The organism is Rhizobium sp. 10PS4, assembly GCF_032464805.1.
Taxonomy (GTDB): Bacteria; Pseudomonadota; Alphaproteobacteria; order Rhizobiales; family Rhizobiaceae; genus Rhizobium; species Rhizobium laguerreae.
The window spans coordinates 307,281-334,046 of the sequence record NZ_JAWDIW010000009.1; the positions used below are offsets into that span (position 1 = coordinate 307,281).

Here is a 26,766-nt window from a genome sequence, read left to right on the forward strand (position 1 = left end):
CATGCATGAGATCAGGCATTCAGGAAGCTGACGATCGATTTCAGCGTCTGGACCTCGTCAGAATCGCCGATCGACATGGCGATCTGCAGCTGGTTCTGGTAATAATCGAGGAAATTGAAGCTGGTGCCGTCGGTGACGCTGGAGAGATCGACGATGTTGCCGAGCGGATCGATCGCATGCATCGGCAGCGGTTCGGAGATCGCGGCGTAGGTGTTTTGATCGATCAGGCCACTGTCGAAACCCTGGCGTGCGTAATTGCGCAGTTCTCCAGGGCTGACCGCGGTGAAATCCGGGCCTTCGCCAACATCATCTTCGATCTGGAACGAGGCCGGGGCGGGAGCTCTGGTCTCGATTTGAATATCAGAGGTCTTCGAACTTTTTGCGTTATTAGGATTGTTTTTAAAAAGCAAACTCTGAGAAGACCGCACAGAAAAAACTTCCATGGCGCATGTCCCCTTACAAGAAGATCACCTATGAAACTAGCGCTCGCGCGTGATTCGCGTCAATCGTTAACGATTGGTTAATTTTCACGTATCAATTGTTGTCCACCGGATTGGCAGGTGCCCGCCGGATTTGGCTGGCGAGGCAAAAGGTCCTTCCCGGCAACATACCAATTCTATGCCGGCTCTCCTATATTGACGATCCATCTGCATGCCAAAAGGGAATTCTCCGATGCCTTCTCCACATGATTTCAATCCGGCGCTGGTAACCTGGGACGGTCTTCACGGCCTGCCGCGTTTCGATGCCCTGGATGACGGCGATTTCGCCGCCGCCTTCGAAGCCGCACTTGCCGCGCATGAAAGAGAGATCGACGAGATCGCCGGAAACGGCGATGCGCCGACATTCGACAATACGGTCGTGGCGCTGGAGATTGCCGGCGACGCGCTGTCGCGCGTTTCGTCGCTGTTCTGGAACAAGGCGGGCGCCCATACCAATGATGTGATCCAGGCGCTGGAGCGGGAGATCTCGCCGAAGATGTCGCGCCACTATTCGAAGATCGGCATGAATGCAGCGCTTTTTGCCCGCATCGACACGCTCTGGGAGAGCCGCGAGAGCCTTGGCCTGACGCTCGAACAGACACGCGTGCTGGAACGCCACTGGAAAGGCTTCGTCAAGTCGGGCGCCAAGCTCGACAAGGCCGAGCAGGAAAAACTCGCCGCGATCAATGAAAAGCTTGCCGGCCTCGGGACGCAATTCGGCCAGAACGTGCTGGCCGACGAAAAGGCCTGGGCACTGATCCTTTCGGACAGCGCCGAGCTCGAGGGCCTGCCGGAATTCCTTCGCGACGCGATGGCGGCAGCAGCGCGCGAACGCGGCGAGGAGGGCAAATATGCGGTGACGCTGTCACGCTCGATCATCGAGCCCTTCCTCACCTTCTCGGAGCGCCGCGACCTGCGCGAGCAGGCTTTCAAGGCGTGGGTGGCGCGCGGCGAAAATGAAGGGGAGACGGATAACCGCGCCGTCATCAAGGAAACGCTGGCGCTCCGCCATCAGGTGGCGACGCTGCTCGGCTACGGCAATTTCGCTGAGCTGAAGCTCGACAACACGATGGCGAAGACGGCGGATGCGGTGAACGGCCTGCTGCGGGCTGTCTGGGCGCGGGCGGTGAAACGCGCCGGCGAGGAGGAGATCGATATCGCGGCACTGATTGCCGAGGAAGGCCGGAACCACGAGGTGATGCCCTGGGACTGGCGCCACTATGCCGAAAAGATTCGCGCACGGAAGTTCGATTTCTCCGAGGCCGAGCTCAAGCCTTATCTGCAGCTCGAGAAGATCATCGAAGCCTGCTTCGACGTGGCCGGCCGGCTGTTCGGCATCCGGGCCGTCGAGAAGAAGGGCGTGGCCGCCTATCACCCTGACGTCAGGGTGTTCGAAATCAGGGACCGCGAGGACAAGCTCGTCGCGCTGTTCCTCGGCGATTATTTCGCCCGCAGCTCGAAACGGTCAGGCGCCTGGATGAGCTCGCTGCAATCGCAGCACAAGCTGGAGCTGAAGAACGGCCGCCACGGCGAATTGCCGATCATCTATAATGTCTGCAACTTCGCCAAGCCGGCGGAAGGCAAGCCGGCGCTGCTGTCGCTCGACGATGCCCGCACGCTGTTCCACGAATTCGGCCATGCGCTGCACGGCATGCTTTCAGACGTCAGCTATCCCACGATTTCGGGCACCGGCGTTTCGCGCGATTTCGTCGAGCTGCCGTCGCAGCTCTATGAACACTGGCTGACGGTGCCCGCTATACTGAAGCGTTATGCCGTGCATGTCGAAACCGGCGAGCCGATGCCGCAGGCCTTACTCGACAAGGTGCTGGCAGCGCGCACCTTCAATGCCGGCTTCAATACCGTCGAGTTCACCTCGTCGGCGCTGGTCGATATGGCGTTTCACACGAGAACGACTGTCGAGGACCCGATGGCGGTGCAGGCCGAGGTGTTGGCCGAGATTGGCATGCCGAAATCGATCGTCATGCGCCATGCGACGCCGCACTTCCAGCACATCTTCTCCGGCGGCTATTCGGCCGGCTATTACTCCTACATGTGGTCGGAGGTGCTCGACGCCGACGCCTTCGCCGCCTTCGAGGAGACGGGAGACGCCTTCAACGGCGAGATGGCGCGCAAGCTCAAGGACAATATCTATTCCGTCGGCGGTTCGGTCGATCCGGAAGACGCCTACAAGGCCTTCCGCGGCAAGCTGCCGAGCCCCGATGCGATGCTTGTCAAAAAGGGACTTTCGACCTTCGAGGAATTGACAGGCAGCGACGCCTAAGACAATTTGATGACACGCTATGATGCGGCGGGGCGACAGCCTTGCCGCAGCTTTTGCGCGTTCCCCCCTTTCGCAAACGCAAAAAAAACTGTATGGACGCCCCAAACTAATAGGCGCGCCCTCTAGAGCGTGCGCCCCAGCCTCAGAGATTTCACATATGTCACTTCGCAATATCGCGATCATCGCGCACGTTGACCATGGCAAAACGACCCTGGTGGATGAGCTTCTCAAGCAGTCCGGCTCGTTCCGCGAAAATCAGCGTGTCGCTGAACGCGTGATGGACTCGAACGATCTCGAAAAGGAACGCGGCATCACCATTCTCGCCAAGGCGACCTCGGTGGAATGGAAGGGTGTCCGCATCAACATCGTCGACACCCCCGGCCACGCCGACTTTGGCGGTGAAGTCGAGCGCATTCTCTCGATGGTGGATGGCGCGATCGTTCTCGTCGACTCCTCTGAAGGCCCGATGCCGCAGACGAAGTTCGTTGTCTCCAAGGCGTTGAAGGTCGGTCTTCGTCCGATCGTCGCGATCAACAAGATCGACCGTCCGGATGGCCGCCACGAAGAAGTCATCAACGAAGTCTTCGATCTTTTCGCCAATCTCGACGCGACCGACGAGCAGCTCGACTTCCCGATCCTCTACGGTTCCGGCCGCGACGGCTGGATGAACGTCAATCCGGAAGGTCCGAAGGATCAGGGTCTTACGCCGCTTCTCGACCTGGTGCTCAAGCATGTTCCGGAGCCGACCGTCCACGAAGGTCCGTTCACGATGATCGGCACGATCCTCGAAGCCAACCCCTTCCTCGGCCGCATTATCACCGGCCGTATCAATTCCGGTTCCATCAAGCCGAACCAGGCCGTGAAGGTTCTCCACGCCGACGGCAAGACGATCGAAACCGGCCGTATTTCCAAGATCCTCGCCTTCCGCGGCATCGAGCGCACGGCAATCGACGAAGCGCATCAGGGCGATATTATCGCGATCGCCGGCCTTTCCAAGGGCACGGTCGCCGACACCTTCTGCGATCCTTCGATCACAATACCGTTGCCGGCGCAGCCGATCGATCCGCCGACCGTCACCATGTCCTTCATCGTCAACGATAGCCCGCTGGCCGGCACCGAAGGCGACAAGGTGACGAGCCGCGTCATCCGCGACCGTCTCTTCAAGGAAGCGGAAGGCAACGTCGCCCTGAAGATCGAAGAAGCCGAAGGCAAGGATTCGTTCTACGTGTCCGGCCGTGGCGAACTTCAGCTCGCCGTTCTCATCGAAACCATGCGTCGCGAAGGCTTCGAGCTTGCCGTGTCGCGTCCGCGCGTCGTGATGCACAAGGATGAAAACGGCCAGCTTCTGGAGCCGATCGAGGAGGTCGTCGTCGACGTCGACGAAGAGCATTCCGGTGTCGTCGTGCAGAAGATGTCCGAGCGCAAGGCCGAAATGGTCGAGCTGCGTCCGTCGGGCGGCAACCGTCTTCGCCTGCGTTTCTACGCGCCGACCCGTGGCCTGATCGGCTACCAGTCGGAGCTGCTGACGGATACCCGCGGCACGGCGATCATGAACCGCCTGTTCCACGACTACCAGCCCTACAAGGGTGTGATCGGTGGCCGCGTCAACGGCGTGCTGCTCGCCAACGCTCCCGGCGAAGCCGTCGCCTATGCGATGTTCAACTTGGAAGATCGTGGCCCGATGATCATCGAGCCGGGCGAAAAGGTCTATGCCGGCATGATCATCGGCATCCATTCGCGCGACAACGACCTTGAAGTCAACGTGCTGAAGGGCAAGCAGCTCACCAACATTCGCGCCGCCGGCAAGGACGAAGCCGTGAAGCTGACGCCGCCGATCCGCATGACGCTTGATCGCGCGCTCTCCTGGATCCAGGATGACGAGCTGATGGAAGTGACACCGAAGAATATTCGTCTGCGCAAGATGTATCTCGACGCAAACGATCGCAAGCGTTTCGAAAAGACGAAGGCGGCGCTCTGAGCGCCATTCAAAGTGCTGCAGCGTTTTGGGTCTCTCGAAAAGAGGCGCGGCGCTGGAGAGAAATCCTTCAAAACCCCGGCCCTCGCGCCGGGGTTTTTTATTATGCGCCGCGTCGATTCCGTCTTGTGACAATCGTTAAAAAAGCGTTAACTTTTGATCGTCGTCCACATATCAAGTCTGTGGGCAATCGATCACAATGCCTCTGTGCATATGGTTAGTTGCCTCTAGCGGGACCAGAGTAAACGTTATGAAGACGTTGTCGATCGATGTCCGGCGGGCCGAGCCGCAAGATGCCCGAGCCATATCGGAAACACACAGGCTTGCCTGGCAACACACCTATGCAGGCATCATTCCGCATCGCGCACTGACGCAGATGATCGAGCGGCGCGGCGAAAGCTGGTGGCGCAAGGCAACGCGCGGACCGGCGACGCTGCTGGTTCTCGATGTTGCCGGCACAGTCGCCGGCTATGCGACACTCGGCCTCAACCGTGCCCGCGCTCTGCCGCAGGAAGGCGAGATTTACGAGCTTTATCTTCGGCCCGAGTATCAGGGCATAGGCCTTGGCAGGATGCTGTTCGGCGAAGCGCGCCGTCTCTTGAAGTCGCTCGGCTGCAACGGGCTGGTCGTCTGGTGCCTCGAGGATAACGAGACCGCCAGCCACTTCTACCGCAATCATGGCGGCGTCGATTTCTGCGAAGGCATGGAAAGTTTCGACCACAGGCAGTTGAAGAAGATCGGCTTCATCTGGAGCTGAACGGCCATTCAAAGTGCCACGACGTCCTTTGGCGTCTGAAAGGACGCGCGACGCTGGAGTCGGCGTTCGGCTATCTCCCATTAGATGTGAATGTGCGCCGGTGCAGTCAAGCATTGGTGCTGTGCCATGTTGCGTTGCCGCATGAAACTGATTATCTGGCTGCCAGCACATTCAACCTCGCGGGAGTTTTCTATGCGCATCGACGCTATTTCAATCGGTCATAATCCACCTGAGGACGTCAACGTCATCGTTGAGGTTCCGGTCGGCGGTCATCCCATCAAGTATGAGATGGACAAGGAAGCCGGCACGCTGGTGGTCGATCGTTTCCTCTATACGCCGATGACCTATCCGGGCAATTATGGTTTCGTGCCGCACACGCTGTCGGAAGATGGCGACCCGATCGACGTCCTGATCGCCAGCACCCGCCCGCTGGTTCCCGGCTGCGTCATCAATGTGCGCCCGATCGGCGTCCTGAAGATGGAAGACAATTCCGGCAAGGACGAGAAGATCATTGCCGTGCCGTCGCCGAAGCTGACGCTGCGCTATGAGAAGGTGAAGAACCACACCGATCTTCCCGAGATCACGCTGAAGCAGATCGAGCATTTCTTCGAGCACTACAAGGATCTGGAGCCCGGCAAGTGGGTGAAGATCTTCGGCTGGGGCGACTCAAAGGAAGCAGGCGAACTCATCCTCGAAGCCGTCGAGCGCGCCAAGAAGAAAGGCTGATCGTTCAGCCTAAAAATTTCTCGAGCTTTTTTACCAAATCCTCCGGATCGCCGTCGATCCGGAGGATTTTTCTGCGCGCGGTCTCACCCGAGACGAGGCTGATGCTGGACTTGGGAAGGTGCAGGGATTTTGCGATCAAAAGGATGAGCGCCTTGTTGGCCTTGCCTTTCTCGGGCACGGCGGTGACGCGTGCCTTCAGGAAAGCCTCACCCTCGCCGTCGGCCTCAACGCCGTCGAGCACGTCACGCCCGCCATTCGGCGTCAGCCGGACGGCGAGGCGCAGATGGTCATCGAAAAGGCTCCAGGGACGGCTCAAGCGACCAGCGGGTACAGCGTGGTCCAAAGCAAGGTGCGCAGGAAGAAGATGATCAGCAGCAGGATGATCGGCGAAATATCGATGCCGCCAAGGTTCGGCAGGCGGCGGCGGATCGGCTTCAGCACCGGTTCGGTGACATTATAGAGGAATGTGCCGACCGAATTGACGAACTGATTGCTGGAATTGATAACATTGAAGGCATAGAGCCAGGAAAAAATGGCACTGGCAATCAGGATCCAGGTGTAAATATTCAAAGCCAAATCAATGGTTTGAAACAGCGCAAACATCATCGTCTCCAATTCGTTGTTGACAGACATGTAGACATTGGCGACTAAACGGGCAAGTGCCGTGTGGAAACACACGGTGAATCATGTTTAACGGGCGGCTTTGCAGCTCTTCCGGCGCCCGTCTCCTCGGAAAACATCCATGTCGTTTTCGCCCACCGGAGACCGTTTTGCAGCGTTCCGGCATTCGTCCTACACGCGGTTCTTCTTCGCGCGCTTCCTGCTTTCCTTCTCGCAGCAGATCGTCAGCGTCGCGGTCGGCTGGCAGATGTACGACCAGACGGGCAGCGCGATCTATCTCGGTTTGATCGGCCTGGTACAGTTCCTGCCGTCGCTGCTGCTCATGCTCGTCACCGGTTCGGTGGCCGACCGGTACAATCGCCGGGCGATCGCGGCCCTCTGCTCGCTGGTAAGCGCGCTCTGCACGCTGGCGCTGCTGGCTATGACTGTCATGGGGACCTTCACTCCCTTGCCTGTTTTCGCAGTGCTTTTGATCTTCGGCATCGAGCGCGCCTTCATGTCGCCGGCGGTGCAGTCGCTGGCGCCCAATCTCGTGCCGGAGCAGGATCTTTCCAATGCGATCGCCTGGAATTCGTCGTCCTGGCAGCTCGCGGCAATCACCGGACCGGTGCTCGGCGGTCTGCTCTACGGCGTCAGTGCGCCGACTGCGTATACGGTGGCGGTGGTCTTTTCGGTGCTCGGTGCGGCCCTTCTCTACATGATCCCAAAACCGGTGCAGAAGACGACCGGCGAGACCAAGAGCTGGGCGATGATCCTCGGCGGCTTCAGTTTCATCCGCGCCGAAAAGGTGGTGCTCGGGGCGATCTCGCTCGATCTCTTTGCAGTGCTGCTCGGCGGCGCCACGGCGCTGATGCCGATCTTCGCACGCGATATCCTCACCCTCGGTCCCTGGGGGCTCGGACTGCTGCGCGCCGCACCCGGACTTGGCGCCATCGTCATGGCGATCTTCCTGGCCGCCTATCCACTCAAACATCGCGCCGGCATCTACATGTTCATCGGCGTTGCCCTGTTCGGCGTCGGAACGATCATCTTCGGCGTCTCGACCAACACCGAGGTCTCGATCGCGGCGCTGGCGCTGATGGGGGCGGCCGACATGGTGTCGGTCTATGTGCGCGAGAGCCTGATTGCGCTCTGGACGCCGGATCATCTGCGCGGCCGGGTCAATGCGGTCAACATGGTCTTTGTCGGCGCCTCGAACGAGCTTGGGGAATTCAGGGCGGGCACGATGGCGGCGCTCTTCGGCGCGGTGCCGGCGGTCGTCATCGGCGGGGTCGGGACGCTTGTCGTGGCGGCGATCTGGGCGTCGAGTTTCCCCAAACTGCGCCGGATCGATACGCTCGACGCGCCCAGCGCATCCTCGCATTCGGTTTGAGGACAGGCTCTCGAGCGGTTCAGCTTTTAACGGAAGCGCAGGACCGCTCTAGGCTTTTGTTTTACGCAATTCCCGACGGAAACCGCTTCGCACTTTTCCTGGAAATGCTCTAAGCGCGACGCGCTTTAGGCGCGAAGAGCGATAGAAGACGTCGCCTTTGCCGTCTTTCCCTCGAAGACGATGTCGAGGAATTCGGTCAGCCAGGCCTTCAGCGGCGCGTCGAACAGCATGCGGCCTTCGAGATGTTCGCGGCCCTGCTGGGCGTTCGGCAGGATGAAGCGATGGGCGCCATGCACGACCCAGCGATGCATCATCACCCGGGTCAGTTCGGCATGGAACTGCAGGCCCCAGGCGTTGCCGTCGTAGCGGAAGGCCTGGTTCGGATAGGCATCGCCTTCGGCGAGCAGGTCGGCGCCGCGCGGCAGTTCGAAGCCCTCGCGATGGAAATGATAGACCATCTTCGGCCAGTGCATCAGCAGGCGGCCCTTCTCGGTCGGGTGCAGCGGATACCAGCCGATCTCCGTCGAGCCGTCGGCATTCGACTGCACCTTGCCGCCGAGATGACGGACCAGCATCTGCGCGCCGAGGCAGATACCGAGATAAGGGCGCTTTTCCCGGAGCGGAATGTCGAGCCAGTCGATCTCCTTCTTGACGAAGTCATCGGGATCATTGGCGCTCATCGGTCCGCCGAAGACGACGGCGCCGGCATGGTCTTCAAGTGTTGTCGGAAGGGGCTGGCCCAGAACCGGGCGACGGATATCGAGGCGGTAGCCCTTTTCGACGAGCAATTGGCCGACACGGCCGGGGCTCGACCGCTCCTGATGCAGGACGATGAGGATCGGGCGCGTGTCGCGGTTCTTGATTTGCTCAGTCGGCATCATCTTGTGCAACCTGGACATCGGTCACCCTGGCGGCAGCCTCCTGCCGCTTCTGGATGCGCTCGCGTGAGGAGACGCCGAGCAGATCGGCGATACGCCAGATCACATGGTCTTCCATCTCGCTGCGCTCGCCATCGGCATAGACGATGTCCCAGAGGATGCCGATCAGCTCCAGCCGCTGCTCGGTATTGAGATGACGCTTCAGATCGGCGGTGAAGCGATAATAGTCGACGGCGGAGCTTTCGGCCTCGAGACCCGCCGCCATCAGAGCATCGAGCTGCTTGCCGTCGAGCGCATACTGCTCCTTCAGGAGTTTGCGCAGCCGCTTCTTCTCGCTGGCTTTGATCTGACCGTCGGCCTCCATCACCTGCATGCAGAGCGCTGCCACCGTGATGCGCGGATCATCAGGGGCGAAACCTTTCTTAGGACTGTCGGCGGTGAGCTTCTGGAAGAATGCCTGAAAGCGTTCGAACATGCGGTTTTCGTTCCATTTCAAAAAAGGCGGAGCCGTGTCTTGGGTTCCGGTTCCACCCTGGGGTCGCGAACGCCCGGATCATCCGGCAGTCCGCCAAAGAAAGGTTTCGCCTCGCTTGGCGCCGGCGCTTTATCGCTCACGGCCGGTTCGGCGGGTTTCGGTTTTGCCGATGGCGGTGCCGGTGCCGGCGTGGGGCGCACAGCCTCGGCAATCGTCGCGGCGCGTTCCAGCTCAATGATGCGATGGTCGTTGACCGGGCTTTCCGGCCTGACGTCACGCAGCGGCGGCAATGTCTTCAAAGCCGTTTCGATCGAGGCAGGCGTCGAACCGTCTTCGAGCGCACCCTCGATCTGGCCGAAGGGCGCCTTCCATTCGAAGGCGTCGAGGCGGCCGGTCACGGGGGATACCGGCAGCCATTTGTCCGACACGAAGCCGTCTGCCACCCAGGCCGGATCGCGCGGCGCCTTGAGCGCCTGGGCCAGCCAGTGGCGCACGCGGCCCTGGTCTCCGGTCTCGGCTTCTTCGATGTCGGCCAACAGCAGATAGGCGGCTTCACGCGGCTGCATGCGCGCCGCTGCTTCCGCTTTGGCGCGAGCCTTGGCGAATTCCTGCGCGTCGAGGGCTGCCTGGGCGACGACGAGAAGGGATTCGACGTTGTTCGGGCGCTGCCCTTCCAGCCGCTCGGCGCGCTTCAGCCGGTCGAGTGTCGAATCGCCGCTGCGGGCCCTGACATAGGCTTGGCCGATCTCGGGATGAGGTGCCGATTTCCATGCCTGTTCGAGGATCGAGGCGGCCTTGCGGACGCCGCCTTCGCGAAACAGTGCTTTTGCGGCGATGAGGGCTGCCGGAATGAAATCGGCGGCAAGCTTTAACGCCTGCAGAGCGTCGTCGCGGGCACCCGTCGGGTTGCTTTCCAGCTTCTCGCCGGCGCGCGCTGTCAGGAGGACGGCGTGCAGACGGTTGGCTTCGGCCTTTTCGACGACGCGGGCGGCCTTTTGCTGTTCGAGCAGGCGGATCGCATCATCCCAGCGGCCGGCCTGACTGCGATATTCGAGCGTCGCCTGTGCGGCCCAGGGCAGATATGGCGCGTTGTCGGCGGCCTTTTCGGCATATTGGCGGGCGGCCTCGTTGGCGCCGAGACGGCGGGCTTCCAGATAGAGGCCGCGCAGACCGAGTTCGCGTGTCTCGGGATCGTTGGCCATGGCCTCGAACTTGGCGCGCGCCTCATCATGGCGACCTTCGATCAGGGCGGCCTGGGCCTCGAGCAGGTTGATCAGCGGTTCCTGATCGGCGCGGATCAGGCCGCGCGAGCGGGCGGCCATCTTGCGGGCGAGCAGCGCATTGCCGGCGCCGGCGGCGATCAGGCCGGTCGATAGCGCCTGATACCCACGGTCCCGCTTGCGGGCGCGGAAATAACGCGTCACCGAATGCGGCGAGGTCCAGACCAGCCGGACGAACCACCAGGCGATCATCACGGCGGCGACCAGCGCGATGATTGCGCTGGCGGCGACGATCAGCTTTGTCTGGTAGATCTGGCCCTCCCAGATCAGCGAGAGGTCACCGGGACGATCGGCGAGCCAGGAGAAGCCATAGGCAAGAAGCAGCACGAAGAGGGCGAAGACGACAAGACGGATCAGCATGGTCTCATCCCTCCTTGCCGGTGCCTGAGACCGCCTTCGACAGCGCCCCGCCGACCAGTTCCTCGACGCGTATGCGCGCTTCGAGCGACTGCTTGAAGGCGGCGGACGCCTGTTTGCCGAGGGCGGGCAGGCTGTTCCATTCGGCGGAAGCGCCGGGCAGGTCGCCGTTCTTCACCTTCTCCTCCATGCGGGCGGCGATGGCTTCGACGCTTTCACCCTCGATATTGCCGACGGGACGAACGCTCACCAGCGATTTGGCGCTCGACATCAGCCGGTCCGACCAGCTCTGGTTCGAATCCGGCTGGTTGACGGCTTCGACGATCGCGGTGGCGACATCGGGAACCTCGCCCACCAGCTCGGTGCGTGAGGGAACGCCGGTTTGGGCAAAGGCTCTGAGGTCAGCGACGGCTGGATCGTCGGGGGCAACGCCGGCGAAGGTGTCGAGCTCGGCCAGGAACGGGCCACCGCGATCGATCGCCGCCTTCAGGGCGGCGGCCGCGATCGCCCGGGCAACGGCGACGTCCTCGCGCGGCTCGTTCAGCTTCTTTTCGGCCTCTTCGAGGCGCTTGGCGATATCGGCGCCGTTCGTCGTCTGCTGCTCGGAAGACTGGGCAAGCGTCGAGCGCAACTGGTCGACCTGACCGGTCAGTTCCGCAATCTTCTGGTTGAGTGCCTCGACGTTACCAGAATCGGCCGGCGCGCCGGCCGCGGGGGCCTTGGCAGCCGCTTCCAGCGCAGCGACACGTTTCGCAAGCTCGCCGTCATCTGTGCTCACCGGATTGGCGGCAAGGTTGGCAACGGTCTGTTTCAGGCCGTCGATCTCGCCGGCAAGATCGGCCGTCTCCGGCGATGTCGTCTGCGGCGTGGAGGAGCCCGGGAGGTAACCCGCATACTGGATGGCGCCGGCGCCAAGCAGCGCCACGAGGCCGCCGAAGATGCCGGCGGCAATCAGGCCGGAGGTGCCGGCGCTCTTCGGCGCGGGCTGTTCAGGAGGAGGGGTGAAGGAAGGTTCTGGAGCTGCCGGTTCCTCCTCCGGCGCATCCATCACGGGCTTCTCTTCATCTTCGGCATGCGACGCAGTCTCGGTTTCGGGCGCCAGGCCGGCATCGGCGGTAGTGCTGTCGGCCTCGCCGGTTTCATTGTCTACCGGTTTTTCGGTATCGGCTGCAGCGGCGAATTCCTGTGCATCGAGGTCGATCGTGACCGGTTCGTCGGCGCTCTTCGAATGGCGTGGCGGGTTTCCCGATACCATGAGGTCCTCTTTATCCTGCATTGCAACGAAACTAGACAGTGATGCCAGTTAAGGGAAGAGGTTAGATCAAATTTGGGCAGCTAGAGCCTTCAAAGCAGCGACAAAAGGCTTTTCTCATCCGCCATCGGTGAAATCTCGACGCTTTTTTTCAGAGCCGCCGGAATGGCTTGCGCCACCGCTTCGCTGAGGCATAGAAGGCGGGCTGCACAGTGTTCCGGCAGGGCGGGCACTTGGAAGAAATCCTCGGCCGTCTGCCGGGAATAGAAGAGAATGGCGTCCGGGTAACCGTTAGCGAAGATCGCGTCGATCTCGGCGGGATCGGGGACGGCGGGCTGCATGCGGTAGCATTCGGCGACGGAAAAACGGATGCCGAGTTCTCGCAATCTTCCTTCAAAATTCTCGGCGCGCGGGGTGCCGGCGAGGTAGAGCAGCGTCACCGGTTTCTCCGCCGCGACGAGATCGGCGAGATCGCGGCCGTTGCCCTGGGATGAGGCGATGGATCGGAAACCAAGGTTGCGCGCTTCTTCGGCCGTCGTTTCGCCGACCGCAAAAAGCGGGCGGGCAAGATGCGGGTGAAGTTGCTCGCCGAGCGCGGAGAGGACCCTGATGGCTTCGGCGCTGGTCACCGCGATTGCGCCGCTGGTGGTTGCAAGCGCGTCTGCGGCGGCATCGCTGTCGTGCAGCGGCTGACGCAGCGGCAGCAGCAGCGGCTCGTGGCCCATATCGCGCAGACGTTGTGCAGTTCTCGTCGCCGAATGCGCGGGGCGGGTGACGAGCACGCGCATGGCCGCTTCAGTGCCAGTCGTCGAAAAAGGCGCTGCCGGCCCTGGCGCGCACGTCCTGGCCGGCGCGGGTGCCGAGTGCCGCCGCATCGCGGCGGTGGCCGTCGGTCGTCACCGCATGCTGGCTGCGGCCGTCGGGAGTGATGATGAGGCCGGAGAACCGGATCAGGTCGCCTTCGCAGACGGCGTAACCGCCGATCGGCGTGCGGCAGGAGCCGTCGAGTGCGGCGAGGAAGGCGCGTTCGCAGGAGACGGTGTCGAAGGTCGGGCCATCGTTAACAGGTGCCAGCAGATCGTCGACCCTGGCATCGCCGATGCGGCTTTCGATGCAGATCGCTCCCTGCGCCGGCGCCGGCGGGAAGGTGTCGGGGTCGAGGATGTCGGTCAGCACGTCGACCTTGCCGAGACGCTTCAGGCCGGCAAGCGCCAGCAGGGTCGCGTCCACCTCGCCCTGTTCGAGCTTGCGCAGGCGGGTTTCGACCAGGCCGCGGAAGGTGACGACGTTGATATCCGGCCGCATGCGGCGGATCAGCGCCTGGCGGCGGAGCGACGAGGAACCGACGGTGGCGCCACGCGGCAGGTCGATCAGCTTTCGGGCGGTGCGGCCGATGACGGCGTCGCGGATATCCTCGCGCGGCAGGTAGGCGGAGAGATAAAGCCCCTCGGGCAGCTTCGTCGCCATGTCCTTGGCGGAATGCACGGCGAAATCGAGCTCGCCGGCTGCAAGCTTCTGTTCGAGCTCCTCGGTGAACAGGCCCTTGCCGCCGATCTCGGCCAGCGACCGGTCGGTGATGCGGTCGCCCTTGGTCGTCAGCACGACGATCTCGAACATGTCCTCGGGCAGATGATGCGCCGCCATCAGCCTGTCGCGGGCCTCATGCGCCTGGGCAAGCGCCAGCGGGCTGCCCCGCGTGCCGATCCGGAAAGGTTTTGTTTGCATCCGTTCTATTCCGTTGTTACCGGAGTTCTCGTAAACGGGTTTCCATCCCATCGCAATGAACGAACAGGCTTCATGGTTCCCTTTCTGCGCATCCTTGGCATCGAAACGAGCTGCGACGAGACCGCCGCCGCGGTCGTCGAGCGCGATGAGGAGGGGCATTCCAATGTGCTGTCGGACGTGGTGCTTTCCCAGCTCGACGAACATAGCGCCTATGGCGGCGTGGTGCCCGAGATCGCCGCACGCGCCCATGTCGAAGCGCTGGACGAGCTGATCGAGGAAGCGCTAACGCGCGCCAATGTGTCGCTCAACGATGTCGATGCCATCGCCGCCACGTCGGGGCCGGGGCTGATCGGCGGGCTGCTGGTGGGGTTGATGACCGGCAAGGCGATCGCCAGAGCCGCCGGCAAGCCGCTCTATGCGATCAACCATCTCGAAGGCCATGCGCTGACGGCGCGGCTGACGGACGGGCTTTCCTTTCCCTATCTGATGCTGCTCGTCTCCGGCGGCCATACCCAGCTCATTCTGGTGCGTGGTGTCGGACAGTACGAACGCTGGGGCACGACGATCGACGATGCGCTGGGCGAAGCCTTCGACAAGACGGCAAAGCTGCTCGGTCTGCCCTATCCCGGCGGCCCGGCGGTGGAGCGGATGGCGCGGGACGGCAATCCCGATTGCTTCGACTTTCCGCGGCCGCTGGTCGGCGAAGCAAGGCTCGATTTTTCCTTTTCCGGCCTGAAGACGGCGGTGCGGCAGGCGGCGCAGGATATCGCGCCGCTTAGCGATCAGGACGTCGCGGATATCTGCGCCTCGTTCCAGAAGGCGGTTTCGCGGACGCTGAAGGACCGTATCGGCCGCGGCCTGCAGCGGTTCAAGACCGAATTTCCGACGACCGGTGAAAAGCCGGCGCTCGTCGTTGCCGGCGGTGTCGCCGCCAATCTCGAACTGCGCGGCACGCTGCAGGCGTTGTGCGACAAGAACGCCTTCCGTTTCGTCGCGCCGCCGCTCAGGCTCTGCACCGACAATGCGGTGATGATCGCCTGGGCGGGACTGGAGCGGATGGCGACCGGCGCTGCGCCGGATCCGCTCGACGTGCAGCCGCGTTCGCGCTGGCCGCTCGATTCCAATGCGGAGACGCTGATCGGCTTCGGAAGACGAGGGGCCAAGGCATGAGCGAAAACATCGCCGTCGTCGGATCGGGGGCTTTCGGCACGGCGCTTGCCGCCGTCATCGCGCTTGCCGGCCGCAGCGCCGTGACACTCGTCGGGCGCGATCCGTCCCTGATCGCCGATCTGAAGGCCGAACGGCTGCATGATGCGGTGCTGCCCGGCATTCTCCTGCCCGATACGCTGGAATTCTCCGCCGAGGCGGATGCGATCACTGGTGCCTCCATCGTGCTGTTTGCGATGCCGTCGCAGGCGCAGGCTGATGCGGCGCGGCAATACGGACCTTATCTTTCCAAGGATGCTGTCGTCGTTACCTGTGCCAAGGGTATCGAACGGGCGACCGGCAATCTTTTGACCGACATGCTGGAACGGGAACTTCCGGACCATCCCATCGCCGTGCTCTCCGGCCCGGGTTTTGCCGCCGATATCGCCAAGGGCCTGCCGACGGCGATGGCGATTGCTGCAGCCGACATGGAAATCGCCGAGCGGCTCGCTCTGGCGATTTCCGGGCGGACCTTCCGGCTCTACGCTTCCAATGACCGGATCGGCGTGCAGCTCGGCGGCGCGCTGAAGAATGTGCTGGCGATCGCCTGCGGCATCGTCGAAGGCCGCGGCATCGGCGATTCCGCACGTGCGGCGCTGATTGCGCGCGGGCTTGCCGAAATGTCGCGTTTCGTCGTCGCCAAGGGTGGGCAGGCGGATACGGTGCGCGGACTTTCCGGCCTCGGCGATCTGGTGCTGACGGCAACGAGCCATCAATCGCGAAACCTGCGCTTCGGCATCGCGCTCGGGCGCGGCGAAAAGACCGATCCCCTGCAGGGTGCGCTGGTGGAAGGCGCGTTTGCCGCTTCCGTCGCCTCGCGGCTTGCGGCGGAGTTGAAGGTCAGCATGCCGATCACCGATGCCATTTCCGCCATCATCGACGGCAGGCTCGATATATCAGAGGCGATAGAGCAGCTGATGACGCGTCCGATCACCACCGAATAGGAGACAGACATGCTTTTCGCCCTTCTCTGCAAGGACAAACCGGGACACCTGAACGTGCGCATGGATACGCGTCCGACACATATCGAGCATCTCAACAAGCTGAATGCCGAGGGCACGCTGAAGATCGCCGGCCCATTTCTCGATGACGACGGCAAGCCCTGCGGCAGCCTGATCATCGTCGAAGCGGAATCGAAAGAGGCGGCGCGTGCGCTTGCCGATGCCGATCCCTATGCCAAGGCCGGACTATTCGAAAGCGTCGACGTCAAGGCCTACAACTGGGTCTTCAACAAACCGGAGGCGTGAGCATGGCGCACTGGCTCTATAAATCCGAACCTGCCTCCTGGTCCTGGGAGCAGCAGAAGGCTGCCGGCGAAAAGGGCACGGAATGGACCGGCGTCCGCAACTATCTGGCGCGCAACAACATGCGGGCGATGCAGATCGGCGACAAAGGCTTCTTCTATCATTCCAATGACGGGTTGGAGATCGTCGGCATCGTCGAAGTCTGCGCCCTGTCGCACCCCGATTCTTCCGCCAAGGGCGATCCGAAGTGGGATTGCGTCGATATCCGCGCCGTCATGGACGTCCCGAAGCCGGTGACGCTGAAGGATGTCAAGGCGAGCGAGAAGCTCGCCAAGATGGCGCTCGTCACCTCGATGCGGCTTTCGGTGCAGCCGGTGACGGAGGAAGAATATCTCGAAGTCTGCCGGATGGGCGGATTGGACAATCCGCCGCGTTGAAGACCGACCCGCAAGCCTTCATCCGCGCCAATACCAGCCTGATGTCGCCGCCGCATGTGCCGGAGGTTTCGCTCTATCTGGCGAGCGAGGCGCATGAGCTCTGGCTGAAGACCGAGGAGGAGCTGGAGGCGATCGGCCTGCCGCCGCCCTTCTGGGCTTTCGCCTGGGCAGGCGGGCAGGGACTGGCGCGCTACGTTCTCGATCATCCGGAAACGGTGCGCGGCAAGCGCGTGCTCGATTTCGCCAGCGGTTCCGGCCTTGTCGGCATTGCGGCGATGATGGCCGGTGCCCGGGAAGTCACGGCCGCCGATATCGATCCCTGGACGGAAGCAGCAGTCCGGCTGAATGCCGAGGCCAACCGCGTTTCGCTCGGATTTACCGGCGCCGATCTGATCGGGCAGGGCGTCGATGCGGATGTCGTGCTTGCCGGCGACGTCTTCTACGACCGCGCTTTTGCCGACGCGCTCGTTCCCTGGTTCGCCAAGCTAGCAGCCGACGGCAAGCGGGTGCTGGTCGGCGATCCCGGACGCAGTTACCTGCCGAGAGAGCGGCTGGAATTCTGCGCGGTTTATGAGGTGCCGGTGACGCGGGCACTGGAGGACAGCGAAATCAAGAAGACGACAGTGTGGCGGTTCGCTCCCTAAAGCGCGTCGCGGCGGCAAGATCAGCCAACGCCGTTCCGACCGCCTTGTAGCGAGTGATCTCATCGTTGGACGTCCGCGCTGGACTATCCGGCGACACAGTTCGTCAAGTGTCGCACGCACCGCATCTGTAGACATGACGCCACCTCGACGGGAACCGTCGGCACAGCACCGCCTTACCTGTTCGACAGGGCTATCACAGCGTCATTGCGCATCACCATCTCTATATGTGCGCAGAATACTGAGAGACGGACGAGGAGGAATTGGCGGCGAAGCCATGAGCCTCTGTAGAAGAGACATCTTACGCGCTTTTGGCTGCTTCTGCGACGGAGGCAGTTCTTGCGCCGCTCTTTTCGCAAGTTCGAAGTCAAAATCAAAAGACATTTCGGGCCTCATCCACCATTTGGAAATCTCGAAGAGAATCTCCAAAACCAGAACGCAGGAAACGTGCCAACCGCTGCTGGCGCGGCGGCGTCAGCCCTGTCGCCTCGCGCTGGATGATTTTAGGCCGGGTCGGCCTAAAATCTGAATCCTGTTTTAAATTAAATAGTTAGAGCATGATGGCATCCGAAAACCGCCCACACTTTTCGGCATCATGCTCTAGAGCGCCGCGCGCCTTTTCAGACGCGCAAAGGACGCTATAGCACTTTGAATTTGCGCATAATTTTCCGAAAACCGATTCCGATTTTCGGGGTTATGCGTTAGGATACGGCCTCAAATCGAATGGATTGCGCGCCTTCCCACAGCGTGAGGCGCCCTATCTCGGCGAGTTGGTCGAGATTGGATGTGATTGTGATGAAATGATTGCCAGCCAGTTGGCCCATTTTCGATGAAAAATCGACGCCTCCGTAGGCAAGCAGGATTTCCGTTTCGCTAATGCCTCCCGGGTAAAGGATGATGTGACCGGGGGCCGGATGGCTTGTATGGTTCTCATAACCGACGCCGAAATCATGGTCGCCAAGCGGGATCCAAACGCCCTCGCCAGACCAGCGAACGTGCACGATTTTACCATCGAACGGCATCTGCTTGATGAATGCTTCACAGGTTTTGGGCGCTCTGGCAGTTTCCAGGACAGCGTCGAAGATGAATGGCCCTGCTGTAATTTTCAGTTTCATGATGTCGCTCTTGTTAGATTTGACTGTTTGTTGATTTGTCTGGCCGCGGCTTTCCGATATTGCCCGTGGCCCTTAGTACCCACCAGGACGCCGTTTTCGACGACAGGCTTTCCGGCGACAATTGTCGTTATCGGCCAGCCGGTGATCTCGATCCCCTCGTAGGGCGAATAGTCTGCGCTAGTTGCTCACAAGCCTGACCTTCAGTGCTGCAGGATTTTGCCAAGGAAAGCTTCGGTCCGCGGATTGTGTTTGCCCGCGAAAAACTCCTCGCTCGGACGATCCTCGAGGATCTCGCCCTGATCGATGAAAATAACGCGCGTCGCCACTCGGCGGGCAAATCCCATCTCATGGGTGACGACCATCATCGTCATGCCGTCCTTTGCCAATCCGGTCATGACGTCGAGCACTTCGGAAATCATTTCCGGATCAAGCGCGGATGTCGGCTCGTCGAAGAGCATGGCGAGCGGATCCATCGCCAGCGCCCGCGCGATCGCCACGCGCTGCTGCTGCCCGCCGGAGAGTTGGCTTGGATATTTTTGCGCGTGGTCCGTCAGCCCGACGCGATCAAGAAGCGCCATCGCCTTCGCGTGGGCCGCGGTTTCGCTGCGGCCGATGACAATCTTCTGCGCCAGCATGATATTGCCGATGATCGTCAGATGCGGAAACAATTCGAAGTTCTGGAAGACCATGCCTACCCGTGTGCGAAGGTTCGGCAGGTCGGTCTTCGGGTCGCCGACTTCGATACCGTGCACCCGGATCGAACCTTCCTGAAACTGCTCGAGCCCGTTGACGCATTTGATCAACGTCGATTTGCCCGACCCCGAGGGACCGCAGACAACCACGACCTCACCGCGCTCGACGTTCACCGAGCAGTTCTTAAGGACAGCGAACTGACCATAATATTTGGTAACGCCAGCGATCTCAATCATGCCCGGCCTTTCTGGAAACGCGAGATGGAAAAGGGTTGCAAGGCTCTATCGGTCTCGCGACCGAGAACGAGCCGAGATGTTAACTGGCCGACGATCGGGCCGAGCGTATAGCCGTTTGAAGTGACGGCGTTGAAGAACCCGGGCATTGACGGATGTTCGCCAAGGATCGGCGCACCATCGATGTTGATGTTCATCGCCGCCCAGCTTCGGATGACGTGAAGTTTGCGCAGAGCGGGAACGACGTGCTGGGCAACCCAAAGGTTCCCCTCAAGGCTCGACAGGAGCGGGCGTGGATGTTGATGGACCGGATCGAGGCCTGCGGTCCAGCCGCCGCCGATGATGAAGTTCCCGTTTGCCGCCTGCTTCAGGGTCAAATGGCGGTCGGCATGGGCGACGAGACACGAAATCAAAGGTGCGGCGGCCTCGGTAACCACCATCTGCAGCGGAGCACCGAATACGGGCACGTCGATACCGAGCATCGCGCCGATCCTTGAAGCGAAGGCTCCGGCTGCATTGACGATCCGTTTTGCCCGTAATATGCCCCTCGATGTCTTGACCTCGAACCCGTCGTCCGAGGTCCTTATTCCGGTGACCTCGCAATTTTCGAAGACTTGAGCGCCGTCTCGCCGTGCCGCCTCCGATATATATTGCGTAGCGACGAGAGGATTGATCTTGCCCTCCTGGGAGCAGTAGGCAGCACCGACGAAGTGAGAAGACAGGGCAGGCTCCAGGGAGCGCAGTTCCTCTTGCCCGATCAAGCGGCAATCGATCCCGGCCGCGCGCTCCACCCCGACCTTTTCTGCCAGAAAACGCATGTGGTCATCGGTTTCGGCCACCATGAGGCCGCCCGTGACCTTCATCTCGAAATCCTGTCCGAGCTCGCTTTGCAGCGCGGCCCAAAGAGCGATTGAATCGCGCTGGAGGGGAAGTGTTTGTGCGGCCGCTCCGCCGCCACCTTCGGCACGGGCACCATGGTCGAAGGAAAGCAACTGGGCATGAAGGCTTCCTGCATTCCCTCCTGATGCCAGCGAGTTCGCAAAAGCACGCTCCACTACCACAACGTCCTCGCCTTCCCGGGCAAGGAAAAGCGCCGTCGAAAGGCCTGCAATGCCTGCGCCGATTACCAGCGTGGACGTTTCTTTCACCGGCAAAGCTTGAGGGCTCGCCAATGGGGGCTTTTCCGGCAAAAGTGCGCGCTTGTGGCCGCCCCATTCCGGCTTCTCGACCGCAAGCGCCGCCAGCGGAATAGGGCGAAGTGGCATTTGCGGCGCGAGAAAACCGCTTGTCTCGCCGGTGAGGTGCCGTTCCTTCGCGACGTCAGCGATCGCTTTGCTGCAGTAGCGGCTCTGACACCGCCCCATGCCTGCACGCGACAGGCGCTTTAATGTCGAAACGTCCTGCGCACTATTTGCGCTGAGCGTCCTCAAGACACCGTAAGTCACCCCTTCGCAACGGCAGATCAATGCATCATCTGGCGGAATTGCCGTCTTTGTCTTTGCATCGTCCTTCGGCGCAAAGACCTGCCAAAGCGCCCTCTGAAACCGTCTATGGCGGGCAAGTCTTTTCACCACGCTTTCGTCGGTTTGGACAAGGAAGCCCAATCTTCGCGCAATCGCGGCGGCGGCGATCTGCCCTTCTGCCATTGCAACATGCGCGCCGCCGAAACGCGCCGCTTCACCGACAATATGCACGTTGGCAAGCGTTGTCTGACCGTCGAGATCCCGCATTGCCCGCAGATCGCCGTCAGTGACCTCATGGCCGCATCCGAGTAGCCGGGACAGCTCATTGGAGGATGTGAAATTGCCGCCGATAAGGACCGTGTCAGCATCGAGACTGGTCTCGCCGCCTGGTCCGGCGAACGTGACGCTCTCCACACGCTGCGAACCGTCGATCGAGGTGAGTACGCTATTCCAGCCTATCTTGACGCCCGCGGATCCAAGCGACGATATCTGGTGCAATCCGTGACGGGCGAGAGCGGGATCCGTTGTCAGAAGGCCGAGGGCTGCTGCAGGGCGAGACCAGGGTGGCGGCGCTGCTTCCAGCAAAGCGACTATGGAGGCTCCTGCCTTTCGAAGTTCGTTTGCGACCTGCATATTCAAAGGACCGTTTCCGGCAATAACGATCCTTCGGCCGGGCACGGTTCCGTAGCTCCTCAGCAACGTCTGGGCGGCTCCTGTTGTCATCGCACCAGGAAGTGTCCAACCCCTCACCGGCGTTGGGCGTTCGTAGGCCCCCGTCGCGATGATGAGTATTTTCGGCTTGCAGTAAAACGCATGGCCGGGGCCATAGCAGGCGATAATAAGCGAACCGTCGTCGTCACGTGCGGCACCCCACACCACCGTAGCGGTTAGAAATATCACGCCGTGATCGCGCACTTGCCCTATAAGCGCTGCGCCGGATAAAGCCTGCTCGTCGCCACTCAATCGCTCGGCGGCGCTCCGTGTCGAGGGTTGTTTGAAATACTGCCCGCCGGCAGACGGCCGTTCATCAATGACAGTCACCTTGGCGCCGGCCGCGGCAAGGATCTGCGCGGCGGCAAGCCCCGCAGGCCCCGCTCCTACGATGAGAACGTCCATCGTCCTTGTCGTCAAGGACTGCGGCACACCGCAGAGATCGGCAATCTGACCAGTGGCAAGATCTGGCCGCGCAGCAGGGCGCAGGACCTGCATGTCATTGTCGACAGTGGTCATGCAGGCCCGCTGGCTGACTTTTCCGTCGATCGTCACGAGACAGTCGTGACAGACACCCATTCCGCAGAAGAGGCCACGGCCGTCGCCTTTGATGCCTCGGGAAAATTCATGCCGCCCCGTCGCCTCGATGGCGGCGGCAACAGACATGCCTTTTTCGGCAAATATCTGCAGACCGTCGACCGAGAGCCTGACCCGCGCATCGTCGGGCCTCAAACTCTGGTTTATGGAAGCGACGGGCATCATGGAATTCCTCAGACGCTGAACGTCAGACCGAAATCGGCCACCAGCCTCTTCATGGCGGCGTCCTGCGCGGGTGGCAACGGCAGGCGCGGCGGACGCGGCAGGCCTGCGCCAAATCCCATATGGGTCAGCAGTGACTTCGTTCCTGCGACATAGGCCTGGCCCCCGACCGCCTGAATGACAGGCAGCCATTTGAGGTAAAGCTCTCTTGCCTCATCGAACTTTTTCTCATTTGCGACAAGTTCGAAGATCCGCGCCATCGGTCCTGGCGCAATATTTGAAGCCACTGCCACCCAGCCCTGCGCACCCATAACGAAAGACTCGAACCCGAGAATACCTCCGAACACAGTCATATCGTCGCCGGCCAGCCGGATGATATCGCGCACGCGCGTCACTTCGAGGGTGGACTCCTTGATATAGTCGCAGCCGTCGATTTCGGCGATGCGCTTGACCAACTCCGGCGTCAGGTCGACATTTGCGGTCGCGGGATTGTTGTAGACCATAATCGGGATGGCCACGGCAGACGCAACGCTCTTGTAGTGGTGAACGAGTTCGTCATCCGTTGGGGTCGAATAGAACGGCGGAATAATCATGACGCCGTCAGCTCCCATTGCCTCGGCCTTGACGCTAAGGCGAACGGACTCCCGCGTATCTTCCGCTCCCGTGCCGATCAGAACAGGCACCCGTCCCGCGACGGTTTCGATGACGGTCCTCGCCACACCATCGCGCTCTTCCTCGCTGAGCGACAGAAATTCACCCGTCGATCCAAGAGGGATCAGGCCATGTATACCTTCCTTGACCTGCCAGTCGGTAAAGGCAGCCAGCCCCTTCAGATCGACCGCGCCGCTGGGATCCAACGGAGTAATCATCACGGTGTAGACACCGCGGAACGTCTTCTGCATTTGAAAATCCTGGTTCTAGCGCTTCTCGTTAATGGAAAGCCGAGATCCGGCTTGACCGAGACGCTTTTCGATAAGGCTCTGGAAGAAGTCCCAGAGTGTTGTGAGGAGGAGGTAATAAATCGCCGCGACCGCAAACAGTTCGAGCACCATGAACCGCTCCTGGATGAGAACCTGGGTCCGGCGAAGGAGTTCTTCGACCGAGATGACGGAGGTGACGGAGGTCGTTTTCAATAGACCGTTCACCGAATTGCCGAGAGGCGGAACGATAACTTTGAAGGCTTGCGGCATCACGATGTAGCGCATGATCTGACGCTCCGTCATGCCGAGCGCGCGCGCCGCCCTTGTCTGGCCTTCCGGTACGGCTTCGATACCGGCGCGAATGATCTCCGCGAGATAAGCCGCCTCGTTGAGAGCCAATCCGAGCAACGCCGCCTCTATGACGGTGAACTTGATGCCGAACAGCGGAAGCGCCGTGTAGATCGCAATCAACTGTACAAGAAGCGGCGTGCCACGAAAAAGCCAGATATACGCCTTGGCAAGGGAGTATGGCACCCGCCGCGACGATCGCCGCATCAATGCAAGGGCAAAACCAAGAATTAGCCCCGCAACCAACGAGACGACGGTGAGCCAGACGGTCGTGAACACCCCGCCAAGTATAAAGGGGTTGAACAGGTAACCGAAGAAGCCAGACCAGTTCCAAAGCGACATGAAGACGACCTTCTGCAAGAGGGCTGGCGCGACGTGGTCGCGCCCCGCCTCATCTCTAAACGATCTTTGAAATCAGTTCAGCGGCCGGGGCCTTTGACCGAATAGTCACCCGCGACCATCGGCAGGCCGTATTTGTCAAAGAGCGCCTTCAGAGATCCATCCGCCTTCATGTCTTTCAACGTTGCAGACACGGCATCAGCCAAAGCCGGGCTTTTGAATGCGACAGAAACCGGAGCGGGGTAGAGGCCGCTGATTGCCCGTTTGAAGTCGCCGCGAGAATCGTACTCCTTGGCGACGGCGTCGATCGACACGACACCCTGGACCTGGCCCGCCCGCAGAGCCTGGAAGGCCAAGGCGAAATTATCGAACGTCTGGATGGTCAGGCCTTCTTTGCCCGCGTCACGCAGTTCCTTGTCGAGAAGGCGTGTCTTTGTTTCCTCGAAACCACCAATTTCGACACCGATCGTCATGCCGGCCAGATCATCTTTTGCAGCGACGTTTTTCTTCGAATCCGGCGCCACGGAGATGCTGATGGCCTGATCTTCATAGGGGATCATCTGCATGATCTTGGCACGTTCCTCGGTGAAGAAAATGCCCGTATTGATCATGTCCCAGCGGCCAGCTTGCAGACCCGGAACCATCGCGGAGAATTCGATGCGGACATATTCGGGCTCAAGGCAAAGGCGCTTGGCGATCTCTTTGCCGAGGTCGATGCGCATGCCCTTCAGATCGCCCGTGGAATCGATGAACTGGAGCGGAGGAAGTGTTGGATTGGTCGACATGACGAGCGTGCCGGGCTTGATCAGCTCGCCTGCCGCCACTTTGGGTTCGCAGGATTGAGCGAAGGCAAAAGACGCTGTGACCGACAGGAAGGACGCGGCAAAAACGCTGCGAGAGAAGTGTGAACGGAGCATGGAGAGCCTCTGGAGTTCGGTTCTTTATCGTTGGATCCCGACCGTGCATTCAAGTGGGATCCCACTTTTATACAAAAGTTCACCGTAGATGCAAGTGCATTCTCAACTCATTGATTCAGTAGTTCGCAAGCACGCCCTGACGGACGACTTCGAGATGGTCGGTCATGGCTCGGCGAGCCGCCTCGGCATCGTTGGCGGCTAAGGCAAGCAGGATCGCTCGATGTTCCCGCACGCCCGGCTTTGCCCGCACCACAGGCAGCTGCCGCTCGAAGATCGTTGTGTAGCGCCGCATCTCCCCGATAGTGGTTGCCATAAAGGGGTTGCGGCTTTCGCTTGCGATATAGTTGTGAAGCGCATCGTCAAACGCCCAGACCACCTCAGGGTCAGGTTCGGGGTCGGTCTCGATCTCGTCCAGCATCCTTGTCAAAGCGTCCAGTTCAAGTCGCGAAACATGGGGACTGGCGAGCGCGGCTGCCGTTGGTTCGAGCAGCATCCTCATGGTGAGACTGTCAAGGTAGTCCTTGAGACTGATGACCCTGACCGAGAGAACGCCTTTTTCGTTTCTGACAAGTAGTCCCTCTCCTTCAAGACGTCCCAGCGCGTGGCGCATGGGAGAACGCGAAACAGCATGTTTCGTCGCCAGGCGGCGTTGCTGGACGACCGATCCCCCCGCGAGCCTGGCTGATAGAATATCGGCAAGCAGGGAACGGTAGGTTTCGTCAGCAAGGCTGGAGTCGCCAACTTCATTCAGGCCATCGTCCATCTGCACTCGTTCCAGTCCTTTTCCAAATCGGCTATCATATGTAACAAGTGATCGCGTAAGGAAAGCGCGGTGCCTCGCCGAGCGGCCAACGCCCTGAAGAACAAGGAAATAGCAAACGGTGACAGACGCCTTAGCGGCCCCGGGTCGGAAAATTGCGGAGAAAGGGCAGCACAATCTTGCATCGCTGACCTACAAGGCCGTGTCCGACATGATCCGGCATCGCCGGCTGAAAGGCGGGCATGTCATCGTTGAGGCAAGGCTTGCAGCGACGCTCGGGATTTCGAGGACGCCGCTGCGCGAAGCGCTGCAGAGGCTAGAAGGCGAAGGGCTTGTTCGCAAGGGCGATGGCCGAAACTACGTCGTGCGACAGGTGGATGTCGGCGAGTATCTTCAAAGCTTGAAACTGAGGTTGTTGATCGAACCTGAAGCGGCGGTATTGTCGATCAACGCCATTCCGCGGCGGCTTTTGATCAGCGTCCGGCAGGAAATCCACGACCTTCTGGGCGCGACGGCGTATCACACAGACGCGCACTGGTTCTCGGACGACAATCTCCATAATATGATCATTGATCATTGCGGCAACGCGGTCATGGCAAAGGTACTGCGGGAGCTTCGGGCGACCACGCGTCTCTTCGAAATCGACCGCCTGAAAGATCGCCTGAAGCCGGACTCCACGGAGCACCTCGTTATCATCGAGGCGATCGACCGGGGCGACGTCGAGGAAACGCGCCGAGCTGTCGCCCAACACATCGAAAGCCTCATCGCATTTACGCGAATGCATCTACAAGTCGCTGACCTC

At 61.0% G+C, this 26,766-nt stretch carries 27 protein-coding genes and 2 pseudogenes; 11 read left to right on the plus strand and 18 right to left on the minus strand.

The genetic code is table 11. From position 1 onward, the window contains the following. Nucleotides 1-11: 11 nt before the first annotated feature. Nucleotides 12-443 (minus strand): hypothetical protein, encoded by a 432-nt coding sequence (locus RWJ89_RS19290; RefSeq protein WP_131663181.1) that lies wholly within the window; start codon nucleotides 441-443, stop codon nucleotides 12-14. A gap of 229 nt (nucleotides 444-672) precedes the next feature. On the opposite strand from RWJ89_RS19290, the gene RWJ89_RS19295 reads away from it, so the two are divergent. The 4 genes from RWJ89_RS19295 to ppa all read left to right on the plus strand — a co-directional run bounded on the left by RWJ89_RS19295 (nucleotide 673) and on the right by ppa (nucleotide 6,218). Next, nucleotides 673-2,760: a M3 family metallopeptidase gene (locus tag RWJ89_RS19295; protein ID WP_316031267.1), complete on the plus strand. Its 2,088-nt coding sequence runs from the start codon at nucleotides 673-675 to the stop codon at nucleotides 2,758-2,760. Between the two features lie 157 nt (nucleotides 2,761-2,917). Next, on the plus strand, nucleotides 2,918-4,738 hold the full coding sequence (gene typA / locus RWJ89_RS19300) for a translational GTPase TypA (RefSeq protein WP_027666911.1): 1,821 nt from the start codon (nucleotides 2,918-2,920) through the stop codon (nucleotides 4,736-4,738). A 247-nt stretch (nucleotides 4,739-4,985) separates the two neighbouring features. Next, complete coding sequence (locus RWJ89_RS19305) at nucleotides 4,986-5,492, plus strand: GNAT family N-acetyltransferase (RefSeq protein ID WP_003543622.1); 507 nt, start codon at nucleotides 4,986-4,988, stop codon at nucleotides 5,490-5,492. Nucleotides 5,493-5,684: 192 nt separating this feature from the next. After that, nucleotides 5,685-6,218 (plus strand): inorganic diphosphatase, encoded by a 534-nt coding sequence (ppa, locus tag RWJ89_RS19310; RefSeq protein ID WP_025396319.1) that lies wholly within the window; start codon nucleotides 5,685-5,687, stop codon nucleotides 6,216-6,218. Between the two features lie 4 nt (nucleotides 6,219-6,222). On the opposite strand, the gene RWJ89_RS19315 is transcribed toward ppa, so the two are convergent. Continuing rightward, a complete protein-coding gene (locus RWJ89_RS19315; RefSeq protein ID WP_131661291.1) occupies nucleotides 6,223-6,534 on the minus strand; it encodes a DUF167 domain-containing protein in 312 nt (103 codons plus the stop codon). After that, the gene (locus RWJ89_RS19320) at nucleotides 6,531-6,821 is read right to left on the minus strand and encodes a YggT family protein (protein ID WP_025396317.1); all 291 of its coding nucleotides are present in this window, start codon (nucleotides 6,819-6,821) and stop codon (nucleotides 6,531-6,533) included. Before RWJ89_RS19320 ends, RWJ89_RS19315 begins: the two co-directional genes overlap by 4 nt. A gap of 139 nt (nucleotides 6,822-6,960) precedes the next feature. On the opposite strand from RWJ89_RS19320, the gene RWJ89_RS19325 reads away from it, so the two are divergent. Next, a complete protein-coding gene (locus RWJ89_RS19325) occupies nucleotides 6,961-8,211 on the plus strand; it encodes an MFS transporter (protein ID WP_131661290.1) in 1,251 nt (416 codons plus the stop codon). A 125-nt stretch (nucleotides 8,212-8,336) separates the two neighbouring features. On the opposite strand, the gene RWJ89_RS19330 is transcribed toward RWJ89_RS19325, so the two are convergent. The 6 genes from RWJ89_RS19330 to hemC all read right to left on the minus strand — a co-directional run bounded on the left by RWJ89_RS19330 (nucleotide 8,337) and on the right by hemC (nucleotide 14,178). Then, nucleotides 8,337-9,110 carry a glutamine amidotransferase gene (locus tag RWJ89_RS19330; RefSeq protein WP_131661289.1) on the minus strand — a complete coding sequence of 258 codons (774 nt, stop codon included), beginning with the start codon at nucleotides 9,108-9,110 and terminating at the stop codon, nucleotides 8,337-8,339. Beyond that, a complete protein-coding gene (locus tag RWJ89_RS19335) occupies nucleotides 9,079-9,564 on the minus strand; it encodes a TerB family tellurite resistance protein (protein WP_077977854.1) in 486 nt (161 codons plus the stop codon). Before RWJ89_RS19335 ends, RWJ89_RS19330 begins: the two co-directional genes overlap by 32 nt. Before the next feature lie 17 nt (nucleotides 9,565-9,581). After that, nucleotides 9,582-11,204, minus strand: coding sequence for a heme biosynthesis protein HemY (locus RWJ89_RS19340; RefSeq protein ID WP_131661288.1), 1,623 nt, complete (start codon nucleotides 11,202-11,204; stop codon nucleotides 9,582-9,584). A 4-nt stretch (nucleotides 11,205-11,208) separates the two neighbouring features. Further along, nucleotides 11,209-12,477, minus strand: coding sequence for a COG4223 family protein (locus tag RWJ89_RS19345; RefSeq protein ID WP_206116762.1), 1,269 nt, complete (start codon nucleotides 12,475-12,477; stop codon nucleotides 11,209-11,211). A 68-nt stretch (nucleotides 12,478-12,545) separates the two neighbouring features. Further along, nucleotides 12,546-13,241, minus strand: coding sequence for a uroporphyrinogen-III synthase (locus tag RWJ89_RS19350; protein WP_168255928.1), 696 nt, complete (start codon nucleotides 13,239-13,241; stop codon nucleotides 12,546-12,548). Between the two features lie 7 nt (nucleotides 13,242-13,248). Continuing rightward, complete coding sequence (gene hemC / locus RWJ89_RS19355; RefSeq protein WP_316031268.1) at nucleotides 13,249-14,178, minus strand: hydroxymethylbilane synthase; 930 nt, start codon at nucleotides 14,176-14,178, stop codon at nucleotides 13,249-13,251. Between the two features lie 72 nt (nucleotides 14,179-14,250). Here hemC and tsaD point away from each other — a divergent pair, with 72 nt between their 5' ends. Genes tsaD through RWJ89_RS19380 form a run of 5 tightly spaced genes read left to right on the plus strand, consistent with a single transcriptional unit; the run spans nucleotide 14,251 to nucleotide 17,709 of the window. Then, a complete protein-coding gene (gene tsaD / locus RWJ89_RS19360) occupies nucleotides 14,251-15,348 on the plus strand; it encodes a tRNA (adenosine(37)-N6)-threonylcarbamoyltransferase complex transferase subunit TsaD (RefSeq protein ID WP_168283357.1) in 1,098 nt (365 codons plus the stop codon). Beyond that, the gene (locus RWJ89_RS19365; protein WP_168283358.1) at nucleotides 15,345-16,328 is read left to right on the plus strand and encodes an NAD(P)H-dependent glycerol-3-phosphate dehydrogenase; all 984 of its coding nucleotides are present in this window, start codon (nucleotides 15,345-15,347) and stop codon (nucleotides 16,326-16,328) included. Before tsaD ends, RWJ89_RS19365 begins: the two co-directional genes overlap by 4 nt. 9 nt (nucleotides 16,329-16,337) lie before the next feature. Next, complete coding sequence (locus RWJ89_RS19370; RefSeq protein WP_003543605.1) at nucleotides 16,338-16,631, plus strand: YciI-like protein; 294 nt, start codon at nucleotides 16,338-16,340, stop codon at nucleotides 16,629-16,631. Nucleotides 16,632-16,633: 2 nt separating this feature from the next. Beyond that, nucleotides 16,634-17,065 carry an EVE domain-containing protein gene (locus RWJ89_RS19375; protein ID WP_003543603.1) on the plus strand — a complete coding sequence of 144 codons (432 nt, stop codon included), beginning with the start codon at nucleotides 16,634-16,636 and terminating at the stop codon, nucleotides 17,063-17,065. Then, a complete protein-coding gene (locus RWJ89_RS19380; protein WP_168283359.1) occupies nucleotides 17,062-17,709 on the plus strand; it encodes a class I SAM-dependent methyltransferase in 648 nt (215 codons plus the stop codon). Before RWJ89_RS19375 ends, RWJ89_RS19380 begins: the two co-directional genes overlap by 4 nt. Here the strand turns inward: RWJ89_RS19380 and RWJ89_RS19385 are convergent. From RWJ89_RS19385 to RWJ89_RS19425, 9 genes and pseudogenes are all read right to left on the minus strand, one after another. After that, a pseudogene (locus RWJ89_RS19385) lies at nucleotides 17,675-17,856 on the minus strand (ornithine cyclodeaminase family protein); the annotation flags it as partial. The gene RWJ89_RS19380 and the pseudogene RWJ89_RS19385 overlap by 35 nt on opposite strands. Before the next feature lie 551 nt (nucleotides 17,857-18,407). Continuing rightward, nucleotides 18,408-18,821, minus strand: coding sequence for a DUF3830 family protein (locus RWJ89_RS19390; protein ID WP_018072093.1), 414 nt, complete (start codon nucleotides 18,819-18,821; stop codon nucleotides 18,408-18,410). Next, nucleotides 18,818-18,997 (minus strand): annotated as a pseudogene (locus RWJ89_RS19395) (hypothetical protein); the annotation flags it as partial. The pseudogene RWJ89_RS19395 and the gene RWJ89_RS19390, both read right to left, overlap by 4 nt. A gap of 24 nt (nucleotides 18,998-19,021) precedes the next feature. Next, nucleotides 19,022-19,750, minus strand: a complete 729-nt coding sequence (locus RWJ89_RS19400) for an amino acid ABC transporter ATP-binding protein (protein WP_168283360.1) — start codon at nucleotides 19,748-19,750, stop codon at nucleotides 19,022-19,024. After that, nucleotides 19,747-22,680: an FAD-dependent oxidoreductase gene (locus RWJ89_RS19405; RefSeq protein ID WP_376775269.1), complete on the minus strand. Its 2,934-nt coding sequence runs from the start codon at nucleotides 22,678-22,680 to the stop codon at nucleotides 19,747-19,749. The genes RWJ89_RS19400 and RWJ89_RS19405 overlap by 4 nt, the downstream gene beginning before the upstream one ends. Nucleotides 22,681-22,691: 11 nt before the next feature. Next, on the minus strand, nucleotides 22,692-23,582 hold the full coding sequence (dapA, locus tag RWJ89_RS19410) for a 4-hydroxy-tetrahydrodipicolinate synthase (protein WP_168283361.1): 891 nt from the start codon (nucleotides 23,580-23,582) through the stop codon (nucleotides 22,692-22,694). A gap of 15 nt (nucleotides 23,583-23,597) precedes the next feature. Beyond that, nucleotides 23,598-24,290 (minus strand): amino acid ABC transporter permease, encoded by a 693-nt coding sequence (locus tag RWJ89_RS19415; protein WP_316031269.1) that lies wholly within the window; start codon nucleotides 24,288-24,290, stop codon nucleotides 23,598-23,600. Between the two features lie 77 nt (nucleotides 24,291-24,367). Beyond that, nucleotides 24,368-25,204: an ABC transporter substrate-binding protein gene (locus RWJ89_RS19420; RefSeq protein ID WP_168268462.1), complete on the minus strand. Its 837-nt coding sequence runs from the start codon at nucleotides 25,202-25,204 to the stop codon at nucleotides 24,368-24,370. 115 nt (nucleotides 25,205-25,319) lie between these two features. Further along, entirely contained in the window at nucleotides 25,320-25,973 is a 654-nt protein-coding gene (locus RWJ89_RS19425; protein ID WP_221946057.1) for a GntR family transcriptional regulator, read from the minus strand. A 112-nt stretch (nucleotides 25,974-26,085) separates the two neighbouring features. Here RWJ89_RS19425 and RWJ89_RS19430 point away from each other — a divergent pair. Continuing rightward, nucleotides 26,086-26,766, plus strand: a 681-nt coding sequence (locus tag RWJ89_RS19430) for a GntR family transcriptional regulator (RefSeq protein WP_168283363.1), incomplete at its 3' end; no start/stop codon positions are given.